This window comes from Paenibacillus sp. FSL R10-2199 (assembly GCF_038000235.1).
Taxonomy (GTDB): domain Bacteria; phylum Bacillota; class Bacilli; order Paenibacillales; family Paenibacillaceae; genus Paenibacillus_AQ; species Paenibacillus_AQ phytohabitans.
Map to the genome: position 1 here is coordinate 3,161,848 of NZ_JBBOBO010000001.1, position 20,563 is coordinate 3,182,410.

The window sequence follows — 20,563 nt, forward strand, 5'->3', positions numbered from 1 at the left end:
TTTACGTGTGATCAATCGGAAACTACAATTTAAATATATAACGTAAAAATAAACCAATTCGAATCGGAATCGATCGTGAGTGGTTTATTTTTTTGACATCGTAATACGATGTCACTTATGATCTTTAATCAATTTATTGAAAGGCTTCAGTAAGTACACTGGTTTCAACAACCAGTGTACTTACTTTTTATTTTTTTGAAGTCTTTCTCTTTAATGAAAAACAGTTCATGTGTAGCTCTGGTCATAGCTACATATAGAGGATTTATTTGAGATGGTGATAAGTGGGTACATGAGAAGTTTGCATCAAATAAGGAGTCAAAGGTTTTTGTAAGAATAATGCAGCTTTTTTTGTATGTATCACCTTTGGAATACCCCAAATTTATTGTTGGTGAACAAGTGTACATGGTACTGTTGTTATAAAATAACTTTACAGTATCAGAATCCTCTAATGTATGAATTATTTTTTGTTCATCCTCTAATAACTCGTAATGTCCTTGAACTGGACTCGCTGATTCAATGTAAATACCAAGTTTACTATTAATAAATGTGCATATTATTGCTGGTACACGTCTGCTTTTAAGCAATGTTGTTTCATCGATAGTTGCCTTTCCTTTGAACAAGAGTTTGTATTCATTTTTAGACAAATATATCTTACCATTTTTTAAATATGGTTTACTTGCTGTAAAATCTGACTTGCTAACCGAATGCTGATGAAAATCACCAACAGCGAAAACGTCTAAATTAGGTTCACTAATAAAATGCTTTAAAAGTTCAAAATCTTTACCCATGAAATCTTGAAGTTCATCAAAATAAAGATGGTCACAAAAACACATTAAACGCTCAAACATCTTTATTAATACTTCTTTTGATTGCGCTAAAATCAACTCAGACATTCTTGAAACATAATATTTTTGGAAATAAAGGTAGTGCCTATAATCATCCTTTTTAAAGTATCTTGGATTTGGCTTACCTGAAATACTTAGGTCGTGTCTGAAAACTCTTCATTGAGTCAATTTGAAAATGGCAGCTACGTATACAAAAGTCAGGAATGACTTGGCCAACTTGTCGTAACGAGTAGCCACACGGCGAAAGTGTTTGATTTTATTGAAAAAGCACTCCACTAAGTGGCGTTCTTTGTAGCGATACCAATCGACTTTCCATGGGTTTTGACTATTCATTTTAGGCGGGATGGTGTAGGATGCCTGCTTAGCGGTAATCCAATTCCGAATCACTTCTGAGCCATAAGCTTTGTCGCCAAGAATATGACTTCCTGTAATATCAAGCTTCTGAAGTAAATCGATCGCTGGAACGGAATCGTAGACTTGACCACCCGTCAGAAGAAAAGCGAGGGGGGTTCCTAATCCATCGACGACGGTATGAAGTTTGGTTGTCTTACCACCACGACTGACGCCGATGTGCTGATTCACTTCGTGTCCTGGGGCGTTTTTTTAGCACCGGCACTATGTTGATGGGCTTTGACCGATGTAGAATCAATGCTCAAGTTTTCAAAGTCAGGTTCGACCTGAAGAGTTTGGAAGATCGCGACAAGCAGTCCGGTATCTCGCCACTTGCAGAAGCGACTGTAGACCGTTTTCCATGAACCATAGCGTTCCTCCGGTAGATCGCGCCAGGCAGCACCACTTCGAGCGATCCATAGAAAAGCGTTAAACATGGTTCTTTCACTTAATTTTGACGGACGTCCTGTTTTGTAGGGTGGAAACATGCCCTTAATTTGTTCCCACTGTTCATCGCTTATTTCGTACCGTCTTTGAATCATGCTTGACGCCCCATTCGTTTTCTCAAATCTTACCATGTTTTTTAGTTTTCAGACACATCCTAGTACCTTGACCAAGGATAATTTTACCTTTAAGCTCTCCATATAGAGTCAAAATGGGGGGGCTTACCAATGAACAAAAAATATGTAGTTGAACTGAACGACGAAGAACGCGAACGGATCCAGCAGCTACTTCATACGAAGGAGACTTCTCGGGGAATACGAAATCGCTGTCTCATCCTCATGTTGGTCGATGAAAGTCAAGGAGCCATTCCCAAGCAGATGGAGATTGCTCAGCGAGTAGGTGTCAGTGACGTTACGATCCACCATACCGTGAAAAGTTATTGTACCCGCGGCTTGGAGGCTACCCTGAGTTATCAAAAGCGGCAGGAGCCAGGGAGTCCTGCGATCATTACAGGAGAACTTGAGGCCAGAATCATAGCATTGGCCTGTTCTGAGCCACCTGAAGGCTATGCTCGCTGGACCGTTCGTCTGTTGACGCACCGAGTCATCGAACTAAATATCATGGAATCGGTGGGACGAGAGACCATTCGAGCTACTTTAAAAAAACGAAACTTAAGCCTCACTTAAAGAAACAATGGTGCATTCCTCCGAAATCGAGCGCCGAATTTGTTGCTCGAATGGAGGATGTTTTGGAGACCTATGCCTTGCCTTACGATCCTGAAATTCCGCTGATCTGTATGGACGAACAGCCGATTCAGCTTCTGGACGATTCTCGTCCATCCGAGCCGATTAAACCTGGGCAAGTGCAGCGCGAAGATTATGAATACGTGCGAAAGGGGAGCTGTAGTGTGTTTTTGTTTACGGAGCCGTTAGCCGGATGGCGTCACGTACAGGCCAGCGAAAGACGAACCAAAGTCGATTGGGCACTTCAAATCCAGGAATTACTGGACGCTCACTATCCAGACGCGAAACGTGTTCGGCTCGTGATGGACAACTTGAACACGCACACGATCTCTTCGTTGTATGAAGCCTTTCCGCCAGAACAGGCCTTAACTTTAGCGAAACGCCTAGAAATCCACTACACTCCCAAGCATGGGAGCTGGTTAAACATGGCCGAAATTGAACTGAGCTCGATGACGATCCAATGTCTGGATCGGCGCATTGGCTCTATTGAACAATTGCAACGCGAAATCACGGCATGGGAAATCGACCGGAATCAGGCACAAAAATCCGTGGAGTGGCACTTCACCACTCCAATGGCCAGAGGGAAATTGAAACATTTGTATCCTGAAATTTGATGCGGTCAAGGTACTAGTATTCCAGGTGAAAACCCCTTCTGCTAAATCCCAATCATCTTCACTTTTGTAGCTCTTCCACTATTGATGGAGGCGTCCTCTGTTGTCTATTTCTACTCCATAGTCCCCCATAAACTGAAGCTTTTTTGTAAGTGTTCCATTGTCAAGGCGATAGGCGAAAACTTGAGTATTCATGGTAAATAATCAACTAATCGAATTTAGGATTGATATGAAAGTATAATTGAATATGATGAATTGATACGAAGCTGTAAGAGTAAAGAATCAATGGGAGAAAATTTTTTTGATTTATTCACTGGAAAAAGAAAAAAATTACAGGATATCTTAAATATTGGTATCAATACACTGACAATTCATAGATTCACTAAAAAATGTCTATAAAAATTAAAAAAGAACCATCAATTTTTAAATTTTGATAGTTCTTCTCTCTTTAATTATTATTCAAACCAATTGAGTTTTCCTAATCTAATCATTAAAGCCTGTGTGCTAACACCAAAATCTTCCGCAATAGTTTGGACTTGCTTGTCATCATTATAATCAATATAACCATCAAAGTGTTCTTCAATATATTCTTCTAAAATTTCTTCAGGCATTAATAAAGAGGCTGCAAATGCATTTGCCTCAATCTCTTCATTGCGTGTTCCATTAGATGATTGTGAATTTCTGAAATTTACTGTTATAGCTGTATCGATGTGAGTATTATGTCCTCCGTGCAATAAAAAGTGACCAATTTCATGAGCGATAGTGAATCTTTGTCTGTTTATAGGATGCTTCTTATTTACTCCAATTACGTAGGTTTCAGTATCTTTGTCTCTAATTAAAACTCCAGATAATTGACCATCAAAAGGCTCATACTGAATATCAATACTTAGCTTTTCTGCAATAGACTCTACATTAATTGGAGGGGCAGTGACTCTATACTCGCTCAACAGTTTTTCAGCACGTTTCTCAGCGGTACGAACACTCATGATTCTCCCTCACCTTTCTTTGAATTAGCATATACTTTTTTTGCGAAGTTCAAAACATCAGGAGTAAATTGTTGTAATTCTTCTTCGTTACCAGGTAGTTCTACATTACTAAGGAGAAATCCTTCATTTGGTAACAAAGAAAAAACATTGACGTTTAAAATTTTTGCAAAGTAATACAAACTATCAATGGGAATCTTTTGCTTACCTCTTTCAATGTTTGTAATAGAGGTTCTTGTTAAATTAACTAATTTACCTAGGTCTTCTTGAGTTAGCTTATTTTCTTCTCTTGCCTCACGAATTCTTCTTCCTATTTCTCCATAAATTAATTCTTCGTTCATCATAATTATTCCCCATTTTAATCGCTTCCTTTGAGTTATTTTTAAGAGAGTTTTTAATATATCTATAGAAACTATAATCTGTAAAAGAAAATATAGTTTCATCTATAGTATCTATTCACCTCGAAGTTTTGTCAATGACACAAACCATGAAACAATCGAAAGTAAAGTGAAATGTCAATATATTTATATTATATCAATAAAAATTTAAGTAATAAAGATGTATAGTGGTGTAATACTATTCATTCACCCTTTTTATCGGTTATAAACCCGTAAATGTTAAGGGTTGATAACATTATTATCTATTCATATCAAATAGTATTGACATGGAAAAAGGGGATATGCTAGTATTTATTTAGGCAAGATATCCCAGCCTTTAGCGGAGAGCGGTGGTGATACATATGGCGACAAACGGCAAACCTGGTGCTGGGAGAGTAGGACAAGTTCGGCAGCGCAGTCAGTTCCAAACTCCTAATGGAAATTGGGCTAAACGCGATACAACAACTGGACGCATACTCGACCAAAAAACAAGTAGTCCTGAACCTTTTAAAGGGGTAAGAAAAGAGAAATAAAAAAAGAAGACTCAACGAAGTCTTCAATAGAAAAGAGTTTTGAACCAACCACTTATCATGGGGTTCAGTCCAAGCACCTAAAAGATGTTAGCGCATCTTAAGGTGGAAAATGAACAAATTAGTATCTTTATAATAGCGTATACGTAATAATCAATCAATGTTTTTTTGAGTGATTATGGTTATTTGTGGATACTATAATAAAGAACTTATTGGTTCAACAATAATTCGGACTTGCTTATGATAAGTGGAAATTCTTTCAATCAAAAGGAGAGATTTCACTCATGGCAAACATTCAATTGCAAGACGTTATGATTTTTGTTAATGGCACTTCTCGTTACAATGGCAATGCTTTTGATACGGTTCTTGTAAAGACAACCATTAAAACTGATGAACCGATTTCAGATGAATATTATGTTCCGAGTGGTGTGACAGCACCACCAGCTATCTTGGAGTTGCTTCGTCTTCAAAACCTTGAAGTTACTCCCTTTAAAGCGAGTACTCTGCTGCAAGGAACCGAGGATATTCAAGAAGAAGCTGCTAATGGAAACCCTGCCGGAACTCTTGAAGATGCAGCCAAGCTTCTTCTTCTTTCAATCCTTAAAAAATCTACACTTGTTCCCGTTTCTGGCTCTGTAAATCTATACGAATTGACTTATGAATATAAAATTTATCCATTCACCACTCAGGGTCTTCCTAACACGTATGAGTTGCAGATTCGTGTGCCTTTTGATGGGCTTGGAATGCCTAATGGAAGTCGTGTGGAAGTTTCTGTTGTTCTCCCTCGCTTTGTAGAGGTTGATACAACAGCTACGCAAGGGCGTGACTTGCAAGGTCTTGAAATCACGGAACTTGTCTATGAAATGCCTAATGTTAATCGCAAAGCTGTAACGTTTGCCTACCAATTGGATCCTCTCTTCACAATCCGTTATAACCATACGGAAGGAATCCAAGGCTAGTTGAAAATAAGTCCCTCACATACTTTTGTGGGGGATTTGTTTTTATAGCAAAGGGAGGGAAAACATGTCTGCACTTTCAGATTATATAGTCAATCATTTTTCAGGAATTATCCAAGATATAGTCTTTGCTTTTGTTGGTGTATTTTTGGGATTATTATTCACCCCCAAAAATAGTGATCCTCATATCCATAATGGAACGAGAATTAATCAAGTATTACAAATTATTACTCAAAATATGAATACCACGCATAATCATTACCCCTCTAATCACAGCCCAAATACAAGTAAATCAAGTTCCAAATCTAATGACGATGAAACTCCATTAGGTATTTACTTTTTTGTTGCTTTGATAGCTGCTTTTTTCTTTTATAAATATCATGTGGTTTTAATGAATTACACTATAAGCTTTATTGTTATGGGATTAGCAAGTACAGTGACAGTTGCAATTAAGCTTTACTTAGATAATCAATACGATAATTTGAACAAGTATTGGACAGTAATCTCATTTTTAATAGTAATAGTAGATTTTTTTACTTTGAAACTTATGAGTGGTCAGTTATCGGGATTGCCACAGATTAGTTCAATATCAGAGTTTATAAGTGTAGTGGGTATGCAAGGAATCCTAGAATTTTCTTATTATGCATTAGGGTTCGTATTCATTCAATTTCCGAATTTGCTATTGCTGAATTTGTTAATTCATATGTTTGCTGTTAATCAGTACTTAGCAAGGGGAGGAAGAGTGTCGGCTTTCTTTGTTAGAAAAACAAGTAGATTTGTTTCAACACCTGCGGGACTCATAACGATTACTGCTTTAGTCTGTGCGGTTTCTTTGTTACTTTCTTCTGGATTATTGTTTAAGTGGGTATCAAAAGGTATAGAGAACAATACAGCCACTTTCGAACATATATTTGAAACCAAACAATAAATAATAGTTTAAATGAACATTTCAAAAAACATCACGCGATAGGGAGATTCGGTCTTTCAATGTTTTCTAGGATGTGTCTGAAAACTAAATAACATGGTAAGATTTGAGAAAACGAATGGGGCGTCAAGCATGATTCAAAGACGGTACGAAATAAGCGATGAACAGTGGGAACAAATTAAGGGCATGTTTCCACCCTACAAAACAGGACGTCCGTCAAAATTAAGTGAAAGAACCATGTTTAACGCTTTTCTATGGATCGCTCGAAGTGGTGCTGCCTGGCGCGATCTACCGGAGGAACGCTATGGTTCATGGAAAACGGTCTACAGTCGCTTCTGCAAGTGGCGAGATACCGGACTGCTTGTCGCGATCTTCCAAACTCTTCAGGTCGAACCTGACTTTGAAAACTTGAGCATTGATTCTACATCGGTCAAAGCCCATCAACATAGTGCTGGTGCTAAATAAACGCCCCAGGACACGAAGTGAATCAGCACATCGGCGTCAGTCGTGGCGGAAAGACAACCAAACTTCACACCGTCGTCGATGGATTAGGAAACCCCCTCGCTTTTCTTCTGACGGGTGGTCAAGTCTACGATTCCGTTCCAGCGATCGCTTTACTTCAGAAGCTTGATATTACAGGAAGTCATATTCTTGGCGACAAAGCTTATGGCTCAGAAGCGATTCGGAATTGGATTACAGCTAAGCAGGCATCCTACACCATCCCGCCTAAAACGAATAGTCAAAACCCATGGAAAGTCGATTGGTACCGCTACAAAGAACGCCACTTAGTGGAGTGCTTTTTCAATAAAATCAAACACTTTCGCCGTGTGGCTACTCGTTACGACAAGTTGGCCAAGTCATTCCTGGCTTTTGTATACGTAGCTGCCATTTTCAAATTGACTCAATGAAGAGTTTTCAGACACGACCTAGTAAACTTGAGCCACAACTAATTTAGTTGCGGCTTAGGTTATTTAAACTATTAACATATAAAATTCACTTTTACCTAATATTAGTTGTGTATAAGATCCTTATATATGGTAATAGTGCTCTTTTTATGTTAGTATAAATATACCAACATAAATCGACATCTTTAACTAAACAAATGCATAGTTCCTACCATTAGGATTATACTCACAATCTATTAGATTTATTCCTATTATATTCGACAGAAATATTTAATAGTTGTATTGTACGTTTTGACATTAACTTTATACTAGATCATTTATGATTTAAGTAGGAGGTGAATGTCTAAATGGGTAAAGACAACAAGGAGGAAGAAAAAATGGAAGCAATTATAGAACGTCCTACTACTCCTGCCGAATCTTTAAAGAAGTCTCTTGAAGATATGAAACAAATTCGTCAAGGCAAACAACCTAGAAAAACATGGGATGATTATATAAAGGAACAAAAAGAGAAAGAGTGAGCATATGTCGTTTAATATTATTATTACCCCTGTTTTTGAAGAAGATTTAGAATTTTATAAGAAAAAACGCAAAGCAAAGAAAATAGATGAAGATGTTAATGAGATTATTCAGGAGTTGAAAAAAGGTAATTTTATTGGTGATGAAATACAAAATTTAAAATTACCAGAAGATGAAAGTTCTTATAAAGTTAGAGCTGCGAATTCAGATATGAGAGTTGGCAAAAGTGCAGGATACAGGATCGTTTATTATGTAGTAAAGAATGACCAAGATGTTTATCTCTTGACCATTTATTCTAAAAAAGATAAAGATAATATAACTGCAAATGAAATATCTGATATAATTAATACTTTCTGCAAAGACTAAAGGGGGTGTCCCATAAGCCATGAAATGGCTGGACGCCCCTTGTTTTGGAGTTGGATAGACATTTGCGCTCGGTGAGGACGCTCCGCGAACGGACCGTTGTTCCAATCGCTGTGCTCTCCAGATTTTTTTCATTCCCCTTTGCGGTGAAAATCCGGAGACCAAGGCGAACGCTATCGCTTTTCCACAATCGTTCCGTCCTCTCCGCTGTTTAAGCGGGATACGAATACATTCTTCAAAAAAACGCAAAAAAGAAACCGCTCTTTTGGTAAAATGGAGTTACCACACAACCATTTCAAAGGAGAGGTTTCTTTGTACATTCAATATACCATGGACCAACTTTGCTTGCCAATGGATCTCGAAGAAGATATTCCTTCGAACCACCTCGCTCGTGTCGTTAATACAGCCGTGAATCGGCTGGACGACTCCATCTTTGACGCTGCTTATCCCGGCGGCGGCCGCGACAGCTATCATCCTAAAATGCTCACCAAAGTCATCATTTACGCCTACACTCAGCGTATCTATTCGTCTCGTCAAATCGCCAAAGCCGTGCGAGAGAATATTCCTTTCATGTGGCTGGCCGGACGGCAGCGACCCGACTTTCGCACTCTTAACCGCTTCCGTTCCCAGCGAATGAGGAATGTCCTCGAAACGGTATTTACCGCCGTGCTTCAGTTTCTGGCTGACGAAAAATACGTGTCTCTGGAGCATTATTTTGTGGACGGCACTAAGATCGAGGCGAATGCCAATCGCTACACCTTTGTTTGGGGCAAGGCAGTCAGCAAACACAAAGCGAAATTACAGGAGAAGGTACACACTCTGTTTGCTGACATTGAAGCGGCGGAGCACCAAGAAGAACAGGAGTTCCAGGGAAAGGACCTCGCCGAACTCGGTGAATCTTGTGAGATGAACAGTGAGAAGCTGGAAACCCTGACCCAGGTGCTGGAGTCTAAGCTCCTGGACAAACCTAAAGACAAGCTTCTGAAAAAAGCCGTTCGGAAGCTTCGGAAGGATTTGCTGCCCAGATTACTGAAGTACGAACAGTACCAGAGGCTACTTGGCGACCGGAACAGTTTTAGTAAGACCGACCCGGATGCGACTTTCATGCGGATGAAGGAAGACCACATGCGAAATGGTCAACTCAAACCGGGTTACAATGTACAAATCGGAACGGAAAACCAGTTTATTTTAGCATACAGTCTACACCCGAGACCTACGGACACCCGTTGTTTACAGCCGCATATGGAAAAGGCAAAGAAGATCTTGGGTAAACTTCCTAGGGCGGTAATTGCGGATGCAGGTTACGGCAGTGAAGAAAACTACGCCTATCTGGAAAAGGAAGAGATTCAAGCGGTCGTGAAATACGGCAGCTACCACAAAGAAAAGAGTAAAGCTTGGAAAGAGAATATCGGAAAGGTGGAGAACTGGACGTACAGTGAAACCAAGGATACATGGACGTGCCCAGCTGGGGAAACGTTGCATTTCCGCAAAGAGAGCAAGGAGACGCTACAAAGCGGATATGAAATTCACAAACGTCATTACCGAAGACAAAGCTGCGAAGACTGTCCGCTGAAGGAACGCTGCACCAAGGCAGCAGGAAATCGGGAAGTGGTTGTCAGTCTGGAGAGGCTGCGGTACCAAAAGCAGGCTCGGGACATCCTGCGAAGCGAAGAAGGTTATGCCCTAGCCGTACGCCGAATGACGGAACCGGAAAGCGTATTTGGACAACTGAAGAACAACCGGGGCTTCCGGCGCTTTCTGCTTCGCGGCATGGAAAAAGTGACGCTTGAGGTCGGTTGGCTTTCGCTTGCCCATAATATGCTGAAGCAAGCCACGGTGGACCAAAAACGCAAGGCCGCGATTCTCCAATAACAGGAGAATCGCGGCCTTGCTGTCTTTGTACTGCCTCTTGAATAAATATGGGCCGTTTCTTTTTTTGAAAATCTACTTATGAGACAGCCCCTTTTTTATGAACTATACTCTTGTTAAGAACAAGTATCCCAGTGAATTAAATAATCCGAAGTAGTTATTGTCGGCGGAAAATATGGTTTTTATGTCTAATTTTATAATTTAAAACAGAGAATCTGAAAATTTGAAGTTTATTTTGTGAGTAAAATAGGTAGTTAGGCTGTATTTGAGATTTTGATTTATTATAAAGCAAGAGAGTGTAATAACTTAATAAGTGAATAAGGTTGTGCTATTATTCTTAACTTCCAATAAATAGAGAACACAATAGATATGGTTGTATCATTGGCACTCAATTGAAAATTCCTAGGAAATATTATGACCTTATTTTATTTAACTCTATATTTCGTGGGAGTAATCTCTTAAACACTTCACTATTTGCATTTGAATCAAATAGATCGTGAGTACTGTTGCAATAAATAATATCCTGACTAATTGTTTGGGAGAGATACTGTTTAATATTTTCAGAAACAAATATTCCGAGTGCTTTAACTGAAAGATCTTTACAGCGTTCCATAGTTCGGTAGAATTCTACTATTTCATAAGGCATCGCTGAACTGCAAAGAAGTCGAATGTCAGAGTTAATAAAGCCGTCTTGAATTATCTTCTCTCTTAATACTCCGCAGTCAACTACTATGAAGTTATAATCTCTATCTAACTCTTTTGTAAAGTAGAAATCGGAACCTTCCATGATATACGCATTTCCAGACTTTTCAGGCTTAAATAATTGAATGATATGAGCCAGATGGTTATTACTGTTCTCCTCAACGTAACAAGCAGTCCCACCATGAGCATTAATCCAGCAGACTAGATTAAATGCCGTGGTGGTGACACCTACTCGTCGGTCACATCCAGCTATGGCAATTACAATATTAGTACAGTTAAAATGGAAATGAGTTACTTCCCCCAATGCTGATGCTTGATGCATGACCTCTAATGAGCTTGGCTCACCCGCAGAATTAACCCGATGCATTCCCACTTCTGAAAAACACTCTCGAAGCTCATCTTGAATCATGTCTATTGTTTCGGCTGTAACCACATTTTGAATATCTGCCTGTATCAGCTCTTTTAAGAAAGGACTGCTCTTTGGCAGTCCTTCTGAAATCACAATGATTCGCATTTCATACATCATCTGAAAAGATAAAAGTGCTTGCATCATTTCTTCGTCAGTCTCATTTATTGCTTCACGGTCAATTGCTAAATAGCGAACATGACTATAGAACCGCATATCTTTGACTACAAAGGAATTGAGAGAAAACGACCCGATTAGCTTCTTTACTGGCAGTTCCAATTCTTCCTCAATAAAATCAAGCAGATTAACTTTATTACTACTAGTCAGATACAGAATCATGAGTTTACCCTTCCTTCATGAATAACAATATAATCCCAATGACCACTAGACCCATATAGAAGAAAAGCTCAATAAGCTGTTTCTTTTTGTCCATAGTCATCGTCCTCCTGCTGTTCCCATATAAGCAAATTTATATTCCGGGATATCAAAGTGGACATGCAACCTCTTGGAACCAATCATCAACAAAGCATGTTCACGCTTCTTGCTGGCCAGAAGTTCTTCCTCTGCATCTGTTAAGTTATAAAGCTCTCGTGTTTCTTGAAGATTCTTCCCGTCTGTCCCCATCAGTATTTTGATACAAGGTATATCCAGTAGCGCTTGCCCGTACATCTTGACTTCAGGGGCTAGAAAGTCCACGATACTATGAGAGATAATCGCAAGGCCGGCTTCATATTTTCGAGCGCGTTTCTCTACATTTCGTAAGAATACTAGGCTCTGCGGGACGTTAGGGTCAATCATCAAATAACACTCATCACAGATCAGCAGCACGCGCTCAGTCCGGTCCTGAGACATTTGCTCCCAGCACCAGGATAAGAGGTTAAAGTATTGGGTTCGCTTAATATTCTCAGATGTATTCTGTAGGGTATGGGTGTCCAAGCAAATGCAGCGGCTATGGGTTTGGATGGTACTGTGACCATTCCATAAAAAAGAGTCCCCACCATGTGCAATATCATGCAATAGTAGGGACAACTCTTTATACACTTCATCTCCAAGCTTCTTTTCCTTGCCATGAATCAGAGCGTAGAGGTCAGAAAAAGTAGGGAAGTCGGTGCTGGCTAGTTTCGTAATATCTGTGGTCCACGTAATTAGAAACTGATTATACAACTCAATCAAACATTGCTTAAGGACAGCTTTTTGCATCATGGTCAGGTCAGGGATGTAGAGGTTAAAGAAGATTTCCAGATTCTTAAGATGAAGCGCCATGTCGGACATACCGTGACCTTCATCTTTATAAAGCGGAAATTGCTCATCCTCTTCATCGCGTGGAGCGGGGCGAATTTGCAGTGGATTGATTCTACCATTAGATCCACCGCCGGCGTTAATCCAGTCGCCATTTAGCCTTTGGCAAAGCTCTTTATATTCCGATTCTGGATCAATAAAAATAATTTTGGTACCCTTCATGTATTCACTAAGTGCTACATGTTTTACAGCTGTAGATTTACCTACGCCGGCTACGCCCATAATGACGATGTTTGAATTGGTTCGGTCGCCGCCGCGTTTCCATGTATCGACGATAACCAATCCGCCGCTAGCGTCCTTGGCGAAATAATAACCAGTTCCGTCGTTGAAGCCAGAACTTGCAAAGGGAAAGCCTCCAACGAATGTACTCATTGGCATGATTTTATTTAGGATATCCCCAATTTGATCTTGTGCCGGGTACATGGGGGATAGGTGACGAAAGCCCTCTTTTTGAAGATGGGCCAGGTTTCGAATTTTGCAGCGCATCATACTGAAAGTATTTTCAATACGTCGACATGCGCGAGTGAACTGTTTATCATCTTCCGCAAATGGCATGACCATTACATTCATAAGACCAACCGTTTCACCATTTTGGTCGATCTGCATCATAATGTTCTCACCATCGGTAGCCGCCTTGTCTGCTCGTTGACGGGTGAGAGGATCTTTAGCACTGTCGGCCATGCTTCGATTTTGTGTAATGGATTTGGATATTGCTGAGATTAAGGCGCTATTATCTATAGGTTGAAAACCGATGGATACCATGGTAGACGGCATATTGGTTAGAGTGGAGAGCCAACCGACATCGGCTTTGGGAGGATACTGAATGACTCCATACATTTTAGCTGTTTGTTCACCAATCACAAGGCCGTTACGAGAAAACTCCAAGCCCATAGGAGTGATTGCGTTTAGAAGCGAAGGATTCACAGATAAAGATGGAGATGTGGGTTTCAAAATATCAGTTCTCCTTTCAACTTATGATCCAGAAGGGGCCACCTGCTGCTGCATTCTTTCGAGCTTCGTTCAAAATAATGGAGAAATCCCATTCTTGCTCACTTCGCTTTCGACTGGCTGGATCGGCGACAAGAATCTTGCCTTCAGAGGTGACACCTCGAAGGACCATGAAATGCCCTGAAGAAGTGAAGTGACCTTTACCCATAATGGCAACAACCAGTTTTCCACTAGATAAGGCATTAATCATGGTTTGCTGGTCTTTTTGAGCAGCACCTTGAACATTTAAACCAAAATGCTGAGCACCATCAGGAATTAAGCTATGGTAGCTACCGGTTCCTTCTGCCAAATAACCATTGTTATATGCCCAATTAGCCATAGTGACTGGATCGATCCTTTTACTCGTGAGGGTAGAAACGACAATTGATAAGGAGGTTGGACCACAACCGGATACGCCAATGGTGTCCCTGGGACCATAGGGTTTATCTGCCCAACGGGAGTCCATTTGGTTGTAGTAGACAACTTCACGACTTCCATCCTTAAACGTTACTCCATCATATTGCTGTCCCTGACTTTGCACGTATCCTTCGTCGGTATTTTGTAGAATTTGGGTGAAACCATAATCGGTACGCATTTCATTTACAATGGGAGTTTCATCAGCCGAGAGCCATATTTTGAGTGACTCCAAGGGGGAGGTAAGCAGTTGTAGAACCATAGCGATGAGAACTAACAAGGTGGCTGCCGGAGCTAAAATCAGTATCAGCATCTGTTTGCGAGCTTGTTCGTCGGAGGCGATTTTCAGGGCTATTTTGGAAAGTAACTTCGCAGTGAAGGGGTCCAAATTCTACACCTCCAACTTCGCAAGAAAAGGAATCACATTTTCAGGTTCTGCCGTTTCGAGGTGGGTGTAGGAGGGATTGTTAACTAGGTTGCATAACTGAACGATGTCTTGCTGTTTTAAAAGTTGGGTTTGCACTTGGCCATCTTCAAAATGCTGAGCAAGCCGTTTAGCTTTGTCCAAGAGGTCCCGTTCAGTTCCGTCATTTTGTCGCTGCCAGAGGATTAAATAAAATTGTCGCTCAACTACTTCACCTGAGAGAGTGAGCGTGTTCATCTCCAGCATTTCTTGCCGGAGCAGTTCTTTCTGCTTAGGGTCTGCAGTAGAGAGTAAGGCACTGAGTTCTGAAATTAGAGGGGAAATATCTACAGGGCGGCTTACCGCAAGAAACTTAAATGGATAGTTGAAAGAGGATAATTCGGCTGTTAGCTTGCTGATAAGCATCTGCTTTTCAGAGGAACTCAATAAATCCAGGCTAATCGGGAAGATCCGTACATAGCTCATCAGCCAACCGTCTTGTGTATGAAGGAAGTTCCCATGAATGTCTTGTACTTGGACGAATTCTTGTGCTGTTTGCATGGCAAGATCAGTGGTGATTTTTGATTTTGATTTACTTTTCATGAGGTGAAATAAAATAGCTCCTCCGCCAAGAAGGCAGAGGAGCAGCACAATGATGGGCAGCAGCATAAATGCAGCACCAACTTTCTATTTTGTTTTTTTCGGTGCAATATGCCAATCAGAGAATAGGTTCCCGGAGATCGTAATCGATTCTTGCAGTTGAAGAGTCAACATGCCTTCAGGTGTCCAGGCATCCAGAATGCGTGTAATTGGAATATAGGGTCCATCAGGGAACCAAACCGGTGTAAAGTGAACTCGACTTAGGTAAGTTGAGTATTCATTGGTCTTTAACCAAAAAATGGTGTTCACTCCACCTGATTTGAAGTCATGAAGTCGCCAATAGGTTCGATAAGAAAACTCCGGGAAATAGGTGACAGCGTGCTGGGCTCCGGTGATGTGACTACTAGGAGCATTAGAAGAGGTAGTGCTATGGGTGGTTATTTCGATGCCATATCCTGATTTCATCCTATTTGAGGAAAGAGATGGTGATTTAGTATCGGGGATGACTGATTGATTAGCAGAGAGGGAAGCAAAATAGCTAGTCCAGATATATTCCCACCAGCCTCTATCTTTCCAAGATCCATAGTCTATCCAATAGCCGGTATCCTTTCCGGTACTGTGCCATTGCCAGTTAGAAATCCAGACCCAGTATTCATGCCAATTAGCCGACCAGATTCCCCAGGAGGCAGTAGTTTTTGATGGATAGTTAGGAACTGGAGGGAGATGAAATGAATCGTTACGATCTGTGGCAGTAGGATTGAGCGGGGGATTCTGGTTTAGATCGACAATAGTAGCTGTTATAGAAGAGACACTTAGTGTGCCGTTTGTTGAACTCACCTGAATAGAGACTGATTGTGGACTGCTAGGTGTGTGCCATTTTATCCAAACCAACTGACTATCGCCTTCCGGAATGACGATGTTCGTTACCGTGTAAGTACTGCCCAAAATCGCAAATGTAACTCGTGCAGGATTATCCGGTGTGATTTCAGCAGCAGTGGAAAGATGTACGGAGGTAATCACATCAGTATCTGTCCGGTATTGGTAGCTCGTCTGACTGGGGGAAGGGATAGTAGGGGCGTTATTAAAGCGGACGATGCCCAAACCAAGGAAAGTAATAATTTGATCGTTACTGACACGACTGCTGGTAGAACCATTCCAAGCGGGGAAGCCAAGGTCGGAGGTCTCTAAAAATATGGATAATGGTAGATTTTGATGAGTGAGACTGACCATTTTTGAACGTAAGCCGCCATTTAGAATTTGATCGTACAAAGCGGCCTCATGGGCAGTCATCGCCATCTTTACACCTTGAAAGGTGATATAAGCAATTGGTTCAATAAGGAGTTTGTAGTTACCGTTTATTAAAGTCTCGTAGTCAATATTTGTTGCGTTCGCAATCCGAATTGCCATGTACTCTGAACAAAAATATCTTTTGATGAGCTCTAAACTCGGTTCAGCTTTACTCGACTTAATAATGAAAGGTAGACGTTCTCCGGGCTGTACATATGTGTAAGGGGAAGTTGACGGTTTTAAAGTTGTCCCTTTGCTGTACTGTAGTTTACTGACTTTTCCGAAATGAATAAGTGAGCTTGGAGGAGTGCGATTTGTAAAATCAATAGAGGTAGATACCGGCATCTGATCAGCTGATCTTATTACAGTCACCCTGACTCCTTCATCGTTTGTATTCCAAAAGTTTTCCCCACTACCACTACCTAAACCACCACCACCAATGTCAATATTCCCATCACCAGTACCATCAGCATTTGTAATAAACGGCATGAAAATGGTCATCGCAAGTAATAGTATAAACATATATTTTAAAAATCGACTCATAACCAATGCCTCCCAAAAGAAAAAAGACGCAGCAACACGCCGCGTCTTTTCTCATGTTTGTGATATTAATCCATGTCTCCAACTTGCTTATTCAAATCACCATCATTTCCGGTTTCAACAACTTGAGTTCCTCCCCCTTGGTCTTCAACCCATCCGAAGCCAGGAACATAAACCTTCCCATCATTATTTTTAGCTCCAGCCTTTGGTTCATCTTTTTGTTTATTAGGCTGAGTTGTCTTTTCCTCATAAGCTGGAGTAGAAGCAGGAGACTGTGGTTTTGTAGAAACCTTAACCTTTGGCTTAGGTGGCTGGGTAGGTTTAGGTGTTTTTGCAGGTTGGGTGATAGGTACTTCAACGTTCTTCCTTTCCTTTTCCGGTTGAAGTATGGGAGTTTCAGATATAGTAGGCTGAGGGGTGATTTTGGCAACAGAGATGGGGGAGTGGCTTGGGCTTAGATTCTGGGGGGAGTTAGTAGGGCTTGGCTCTATTTCAGAAACATTGATTTTAGAAGGAATTGATGCGGTTATCGTATTTGCCGGATCAGTTATTTGACTGCTGTCTTGATGAGGCCATGCCGCCCAAGTAACTATAAGCCCAATAATCACAATTCCTCCGGCAAAAGCCCATATCTTTCGCTTCATCGTTCTCGACTCCTTATAACATATTTGTGTTCTTACAAGAGGATTCCGTTCTTCTATTTTACTGTATAATTCTGTAAAATCCAATGAAATCAGCTAATATAATATTTTTTAATGAGTTTATGAGCTGAACCGAGGCATATATACTGCTTTAACATGTAATTCTGCCTTCATAGAAGGTAGATGACCCCAGCCAAAGGAAAGTGGCACCTCTAGCTGTATTACTGCTTCGGCTGTGAATTGCTCTATGGTGTTCGGAGAAGAAGGAGCGAACGGTGCATTTATAAGAGTTACTACTAAACCGGATAAACTATATTCCACCTGATCTCCAATCAGTTTGGCATATCTTGTCCCTTGTTGGGCCAGTCCCAAATTCTCTTGTAGCCGAGGATAAATATGTCCTGTGGATACCTGCTCCTGCCATTTGTTTCCGGACCGTAAATAACCGCCGGAGTAACTTTGCCGCAGGCTACTGTATACATAACTGTAGTTTTCAGCAACCACGGCAATAATGGAGCTTTGCACGGCATCACGTACACCACTGGCGATAATCGTTAGTCTCATATATTCAAAAATTAAACTAGAAAACATTAGTATTGCCAATACAATGGCAACAACTAACGGAAAGCCATTTCCGGATTTGTTAGTCAGCCACTTCATTTCCAATACACCTCAGACTTTCCTTGAGCTCTAGCGGTGAGCTCAATGGGGAAGGAGCCAAAATCCCCAAATAGTCCGATATTAACAGTGGTTTTCAAAGTTACCGTTACTTCTTCATTAATGTGAATTTCTCCGGTTCTACTCCACGAAATTGAAGGATATAGGCCAGTTTGAGTTTGTAATTCACTAGCACGCTCTGTAGTCTCACTGCCAACTCTTCCAGATATCTCAGCTTCTCGTACTAGTTCCGCGGCGAAAGTGTCCAGTTGATGTTTTACAACAAACACTGGAAATACCTTGATCACCAGAGCTACGCATAACATGGCAGCCAATACTAGCACCACCACATCGATGTAACCTTCTCCGCGCTTACTTCGGAGGATGGACACCTAGCTTCCTCCCTTCCTTCTGGATGGTATGCATCAGAATAACTTGCCCATCGCCCTCATGATCTCCATGCCCAAAATGACAATGTACATCAGCATAAAGCAGCCGAGCATATAGAATGAATACTTGCGTACTTTGCCTGGACGCTTCATTGCAATAAGCTTGAGTCGCTGAATCTCTACCAATTTGAAGTCATGTGCGAGCATTTCAAAATAGACAACTCCCTGATCACCACGCAATACGGCTAGTAACCCCCGTACAATATCCGATAACATCGTGCTGCCAATACGTGTCTCGAGCCTCAGCATGGCCGTCTCCTGATTGCCGCTCTTTATGTCCGCTATAGTAATAAATAATTCGCTCTGCAAGCTGCTACCGGCATTTTTGGCGTAGAACTCAAGCATTCGCAGCACGTCTCTGGTGGCTTTAAGTTCCTGCGCGATAGTAGCTACAAACCGGGGGAGTTCGGCTTCAATTTCTTCTCTTTTTTTGCGAACAGATTCACTTGCCGCACTTATGTTTTTGAAGTACACAGCGATCGCCAAAAAGATAAAGAGTGGTGAAATCAGCGGTAAAATTGGCAGACTGACTAATCCTCCACCCAAAATCAGACCTGCTTTTACAATGGAATGAGCTACATAGGCTTGCGGGGTTAGTGGAATGCCAGCTGACTGAAGGGTCGCAGCAGTTTTGCGTTTATAGTAATCGTTCAGTGGAAGTTTAGGAGCTAGCCAGGAAGACATACGAAAGATGAGAGTGTCGAATGTAGAACTGCTTTTCTTCCCAGTTCGTGCGACCTGAATGACTGCCTTTGAGGCAGCAAGTGTAGGAAGTTTAATTAGGTCTGTGATAACGAGATAAGATCCAGCAGCGAAAAACAAACCAATGAACATTAGTAATCCGGACATCATAGACAGTCACCTCCATTAGCGCTCCCATTCTTCCTCACGCACTACACCATCCCATGCAGGCTCCGGGTAAGGAGCGTGAATATACGGTTCGACTTCCTCCAGACTTTTGAGGGTGATGGCCTCATAACTAATCGCCTCTTCAGCTGATTTCGGCAATTTCCCCATCTGTGTCAATGAAGTAAAGCCTGCATTACCAATAATGATGTGATCCATAATACCAATGTGAAGCGGTTCGAAGATCGCAACTATTCGTTTGGTCATCTCGATATCTTCCCAGGATGGCTTCAGGCTTCCGCCCGGATGGTTATGCGCCATTATGATGGAAGTGCAGTCACAATTCAGCGCAGCCTTTAAAATATTGCGGGGATACACAGGGGCTTCAGTGAGACCACCTTCAGAAATAATCCGTGTTTCAATCACATGGTTACCATTATCTAAGAAGGCGACTATGAAGCGTTCGCGATCCCGTAGCCCATGTAAAAATGCGGAGAAGTAGCTTCCTGCTAGCTCTGGAGAGGTGATTTTTCGCTGTATATTCTCCACTTCCCATTGCAGAACACGATGGGAGATAAGAAATTCATTAAGCTGCTCAACTTTCTGTAGTTGCGTTGAAGTGAGTTCCAAAGAATGGGGATGCTCCAGAGCATTCATTAGGCTATTGGTATTTCCATAGTCCTCTAATTTATCGAGTGGAATTCCCGTTAACTGATGAAGGGATTGGATATAATCTTTGACCATTCTCTTATCAAGGGTGTCTTGGCCCATCGGATTCGCTCCTTTCAGGAGATGGGACTGGCTCCAAGGCATGTAGGAGCTTCCTTACTGCCTGCAGCTTGCTTTTCAAATCGCCAGACAGTTTCTCTTCCTCG

Annotated in this window: 22 protein-coding genes; 8 read left to right on the forward strand and 14 right to left on the reverse strand. The window is 41.2% G+C overall.

The genetic code is table 11. The features are described 5' to 3' along the window. Positions 1-164: 164 nt before the first annotated feature. Both NYE33_RS13755 and NYE33_RS13760 read right to left on the reverse strand, forming a co-directional pair. Complete coding sequence (locus tag NYE33_RS13755) at positions 165-893, reverse strand: hypothetical protein (RefSeq protein ID WP_156118697.1); 729 nt, start codon at positions 891-893, stop codon at positions 165-167. A gap of 108 nt (positions 894-1,001) precedes the next feature. Further along, positions 1,002-1,777 (reverse strand): IS5 family transposase gene (locus tag NYE33_RS13760; RefSeq protein ID WP_197074280.1). Its coding sequence is split into 2 segments (ribosomal slippage): positions 1,002-1,450 and positions 1,450-1,777, totalling 777 coding nucleotides; the frame shifts between segments, so codons are not numbered across the junction. Positions 1,778-1,906: 129 nt separating this feature from the next. Between NYE33_RS13760 and NYE33_RS13765 the strand changes: the two genes are divergently transcribed. Together NYE33_RS13765 and NYE33_RS13770 are read left to right on the forward strand one after the other, a co-directional pair. Further along, the gene (locus NYE33_RS13765) at positions 1,907-2,365 is read left to right on the forward strand and encodes a helix-turn-helix domain-containing protein (RefSeq protein WP_042139168.1); all 459 of its coding nucleotides are present in this window, start codon (positions 1,907-1,909) and stop codon (positions 2,363-2,365) included. Between the two features lie 14 nt (positions 2,366-2,379). Next, positions 2,380-3,036 carry an IS630 family transposase gene (locus NYE33_RS13770; RefSeq protein WP_231575439.1) on the forward strand — a complete coding sequence of 219 codons (657 nt, stop codon included), beginning with the start codon at positions 2,380-2,382 and terminating at the stop codon, positions 3,034-3,036. Between the two features lie 452 nt (positions 3,037-3,488). Here NYE33_RS13770 and NYE33_RS13775 read toward each other — a convergent pair whose 3' ends face one another. Both NYE33_RS13775 and NYE33_RS13780 read right to left on the reverse strand, forming a co-directional pair. Beyond that, complete coding sequence (locus NYE33_RS13775; protein ID WP_042139166.1) at positions 3,489-4,019, reverse strand: ImmA/IrrE family metallo-endopeptidase; 531 nt, start codon at positions 4,017-4,019, stop codon at positions 3,489-3,491. After that, the gene (locus NYE33_RS13780) at positions 4,016-4,360 is read right to left on the reverse strand and encodes a helix-turn-helix domain-containing protein (RefSeq protein ID WP_197074279.1); all 345 of its coding nucleotides are present in this window, start codon (positions 4,358-4,360) and stop codon (positions 4,016-4,018) included. The genes NYE33_RS13775 and NYE33_RS13780 overlap by 4 nt, the downstream gene beginning before the upstream one ends. Positions 4,361-5,207: 847 nt before the next feature. On the opposite strand from NYE33_RS13780, the gene NYE33_RS13785 reads away from it, so the two are divergent. From NYE33_RS13785 to NYE33_RS13810, 6 genes are all read left to right on the forward strand, one after another. Continuing rightward, positions 5,208-5,882 (forward strand): hypothetical protein, encoded by a 675-nt coding sequence (locus NYE33_RS13785; RefSeq protein WP_042139164.1) that lies wholly within the window; start codon positions 5,208-5,210, stop codon positions 5,880-5,882. Between the two features lie 64 nt (positions 5,883-5,946). After that, positions 5,947-6,807, forward strand: a complete 861-nt coding sequence (locus NYE33_RS13790; protein ID WP_042139163.1) for a hypothetical protein — start codon at positions 5,947-5,949, stop codon at positions 6,805-6,807. A 129-nt stretch (positions 6,808-6,936) separates the two neighbouring features. Next, positions 6,937-7,712, forward strand: a protein-coding gene (locus NYE33_RS13795) for an IS5 family transposase (protein WP_197074278.1) whose coding sequence is annotated in 2 segments (ribosomal slippage) — positions 6,937-7,267 and positions 7,267-7,712 — 777 coding nt in all. Because the reading frame shifts where the segments join, the coding sequence is not laid out codon by codon here. Between the two features lie 344 nt (positions 7,713-8,056). After that, entirely contained in the window at positions 8,057-8,227 is a 171-nt protein-coding gene (locus NYE33_RS13800) for a hypothetical protein (protein ID WP_156118695.1), read from the forward strand. Between the two features lie 4 nt (positions 8,228-8,231). After that, complete coding sequence (locus NYE33_RS13805) at positions 8,232-8,591, forward strand: type II toxin-antitoxin system RelE/ParE family toxin (protein WP_042139160.1); 360 nt, start codon at positions 8,232-8,234, stop codon at positions 8,589-8,591. Between the two features lie 309 nt (positions 8,592-8,900). Then, entirely contained in the window at positions 8,901-10,460 is a 1,560-nt protein-coding gene (locus tag NYE33_RS13810) for an IS1182 family transposase (RefSeq protein WP_042139159.1), read from the forward strand. Between the two features lie 409 nt (positions 10,461-10,869). On the opposite strand, the gene NYE33_RS13815 is transcribed toward NYE33_RS13810, so the two are convergent. The 10 genes from NYE33_RS13815 to NYE33_RS13860 form a co-directional block, all read right to left on the reverse strand. After that, positions 10,870-11,904, reverse strand: coding sequence for a hypothetical protein (locus tag NYE33_RS13815; protein ID WP_052422018.1), 1,035 nt, complete (start codon positions 11,902-11,904; stop codon positions 10,870-10,872). Between the two features lie 96 nt (positions 11,905-12,000). Beyond that, positions 12,001-13,815, reverse strand: a complete 1,815-nt coding sequence (locus tag NYE33_RS13820; RefSeq protein ID WP_231575200.1) for a VirB4 family type IV secretion system protein — start codon at positions 13,813-13,815, stop codon at positions 12,001-12,003. 16 nt (positions 13,816-13,831) lie between these two features. Beyond that, on the reverse strand, positions 13,832-14,653 hold the full coding sequence (locus tag NYE33_RS13825; protein ID WP_042139157.1) for a C39 family peptidase: 822 nt from the start codon (positions 14,651-14,653) through the stop codon (positions 13,832-13,834). A 3-nt stretch (positions 14,654-14,656) separates the two neighbouring features. Continuing rightward, the gene (locus NYE33_RS13830; protein WP_042139156.1) at positions 14,657-15,337 is read right to left on the reverse strand and encodes a hypothetical protein; all 681 of its coding nucleotides are present in this window, start codon (positions 15,335-15,337) and stop codon (positions 14,657-14,659) included. A gap of 18 nt (positions 15,338-15,355) precedes the next feature. Next, positions 15,356-17,098: a hypothetical protein gene (locus NYE33_RS13835; protein WP_042139155.1), complete on the reverse strand. Its 1,743-nt coding sequence runs from the start codon at positions 17,096-17,098 to the stop codon at positions 15,356-15,358. Between the two features lie 65 nt (positions 17,099-17,163). Beyond that, entirely contained in the window at positions 17,164-17,739 is a 576-nt protein-coding gene (locus NYE33_RS13840) for a DUF6550 family protein (RefSeq protein WP_052422017.1), read from the reverse strand. Between the two features lie 117 nt (positions 17,740-17,856). Continuing rightward, positions 17,857-18,396, reverse strand: a complete 540-nt coding sequence (locus NYE33_RS13845; RefSeq protein WP_042139154.1) for a hypothetical protein — start codon at positions 18,394-18,396, stop codon at positions 17,857-17,859. Further along, a complete protein-coding gene (locus tag NYE33_RS13850; RefSeq protein ID WP_042139153.1) occupies positions 18,393-18,785 on the reverse strand; it encodes a DUF4320 family protein in 393 nt (130 codons plus the stop codon). The genes NYE33_RS13845 and NYE33_RS13850 overlap by 4 nt, the downstream gene beginning before the upstream one ends. A gap of 33 nt (positions 18,786-18,818) precedes the next feature. Then, a complete protein-coding gene (locus NYE33_RS13855; protein ID WP_231575199.1) occupies positions 18,819-19,694 on the reverse strand; it encodes a secretion protein F in 876 nt (291 codons plus the stop codon). 15 nt (positions 19,695-19,709) lie between these two features. Then, on the reverse strand, positions 19,710-20,459 hold the full coding sequence (locus NYE33_RS13860; protein WP_042139152.1) for a JAB domain-containing protein: 750 nt from the start codon (positions 20,457-20,459) through the stop codon (positions 19,710-19,712). Positions 20,460-20,563: the final 104 nt, after the last annotated feature.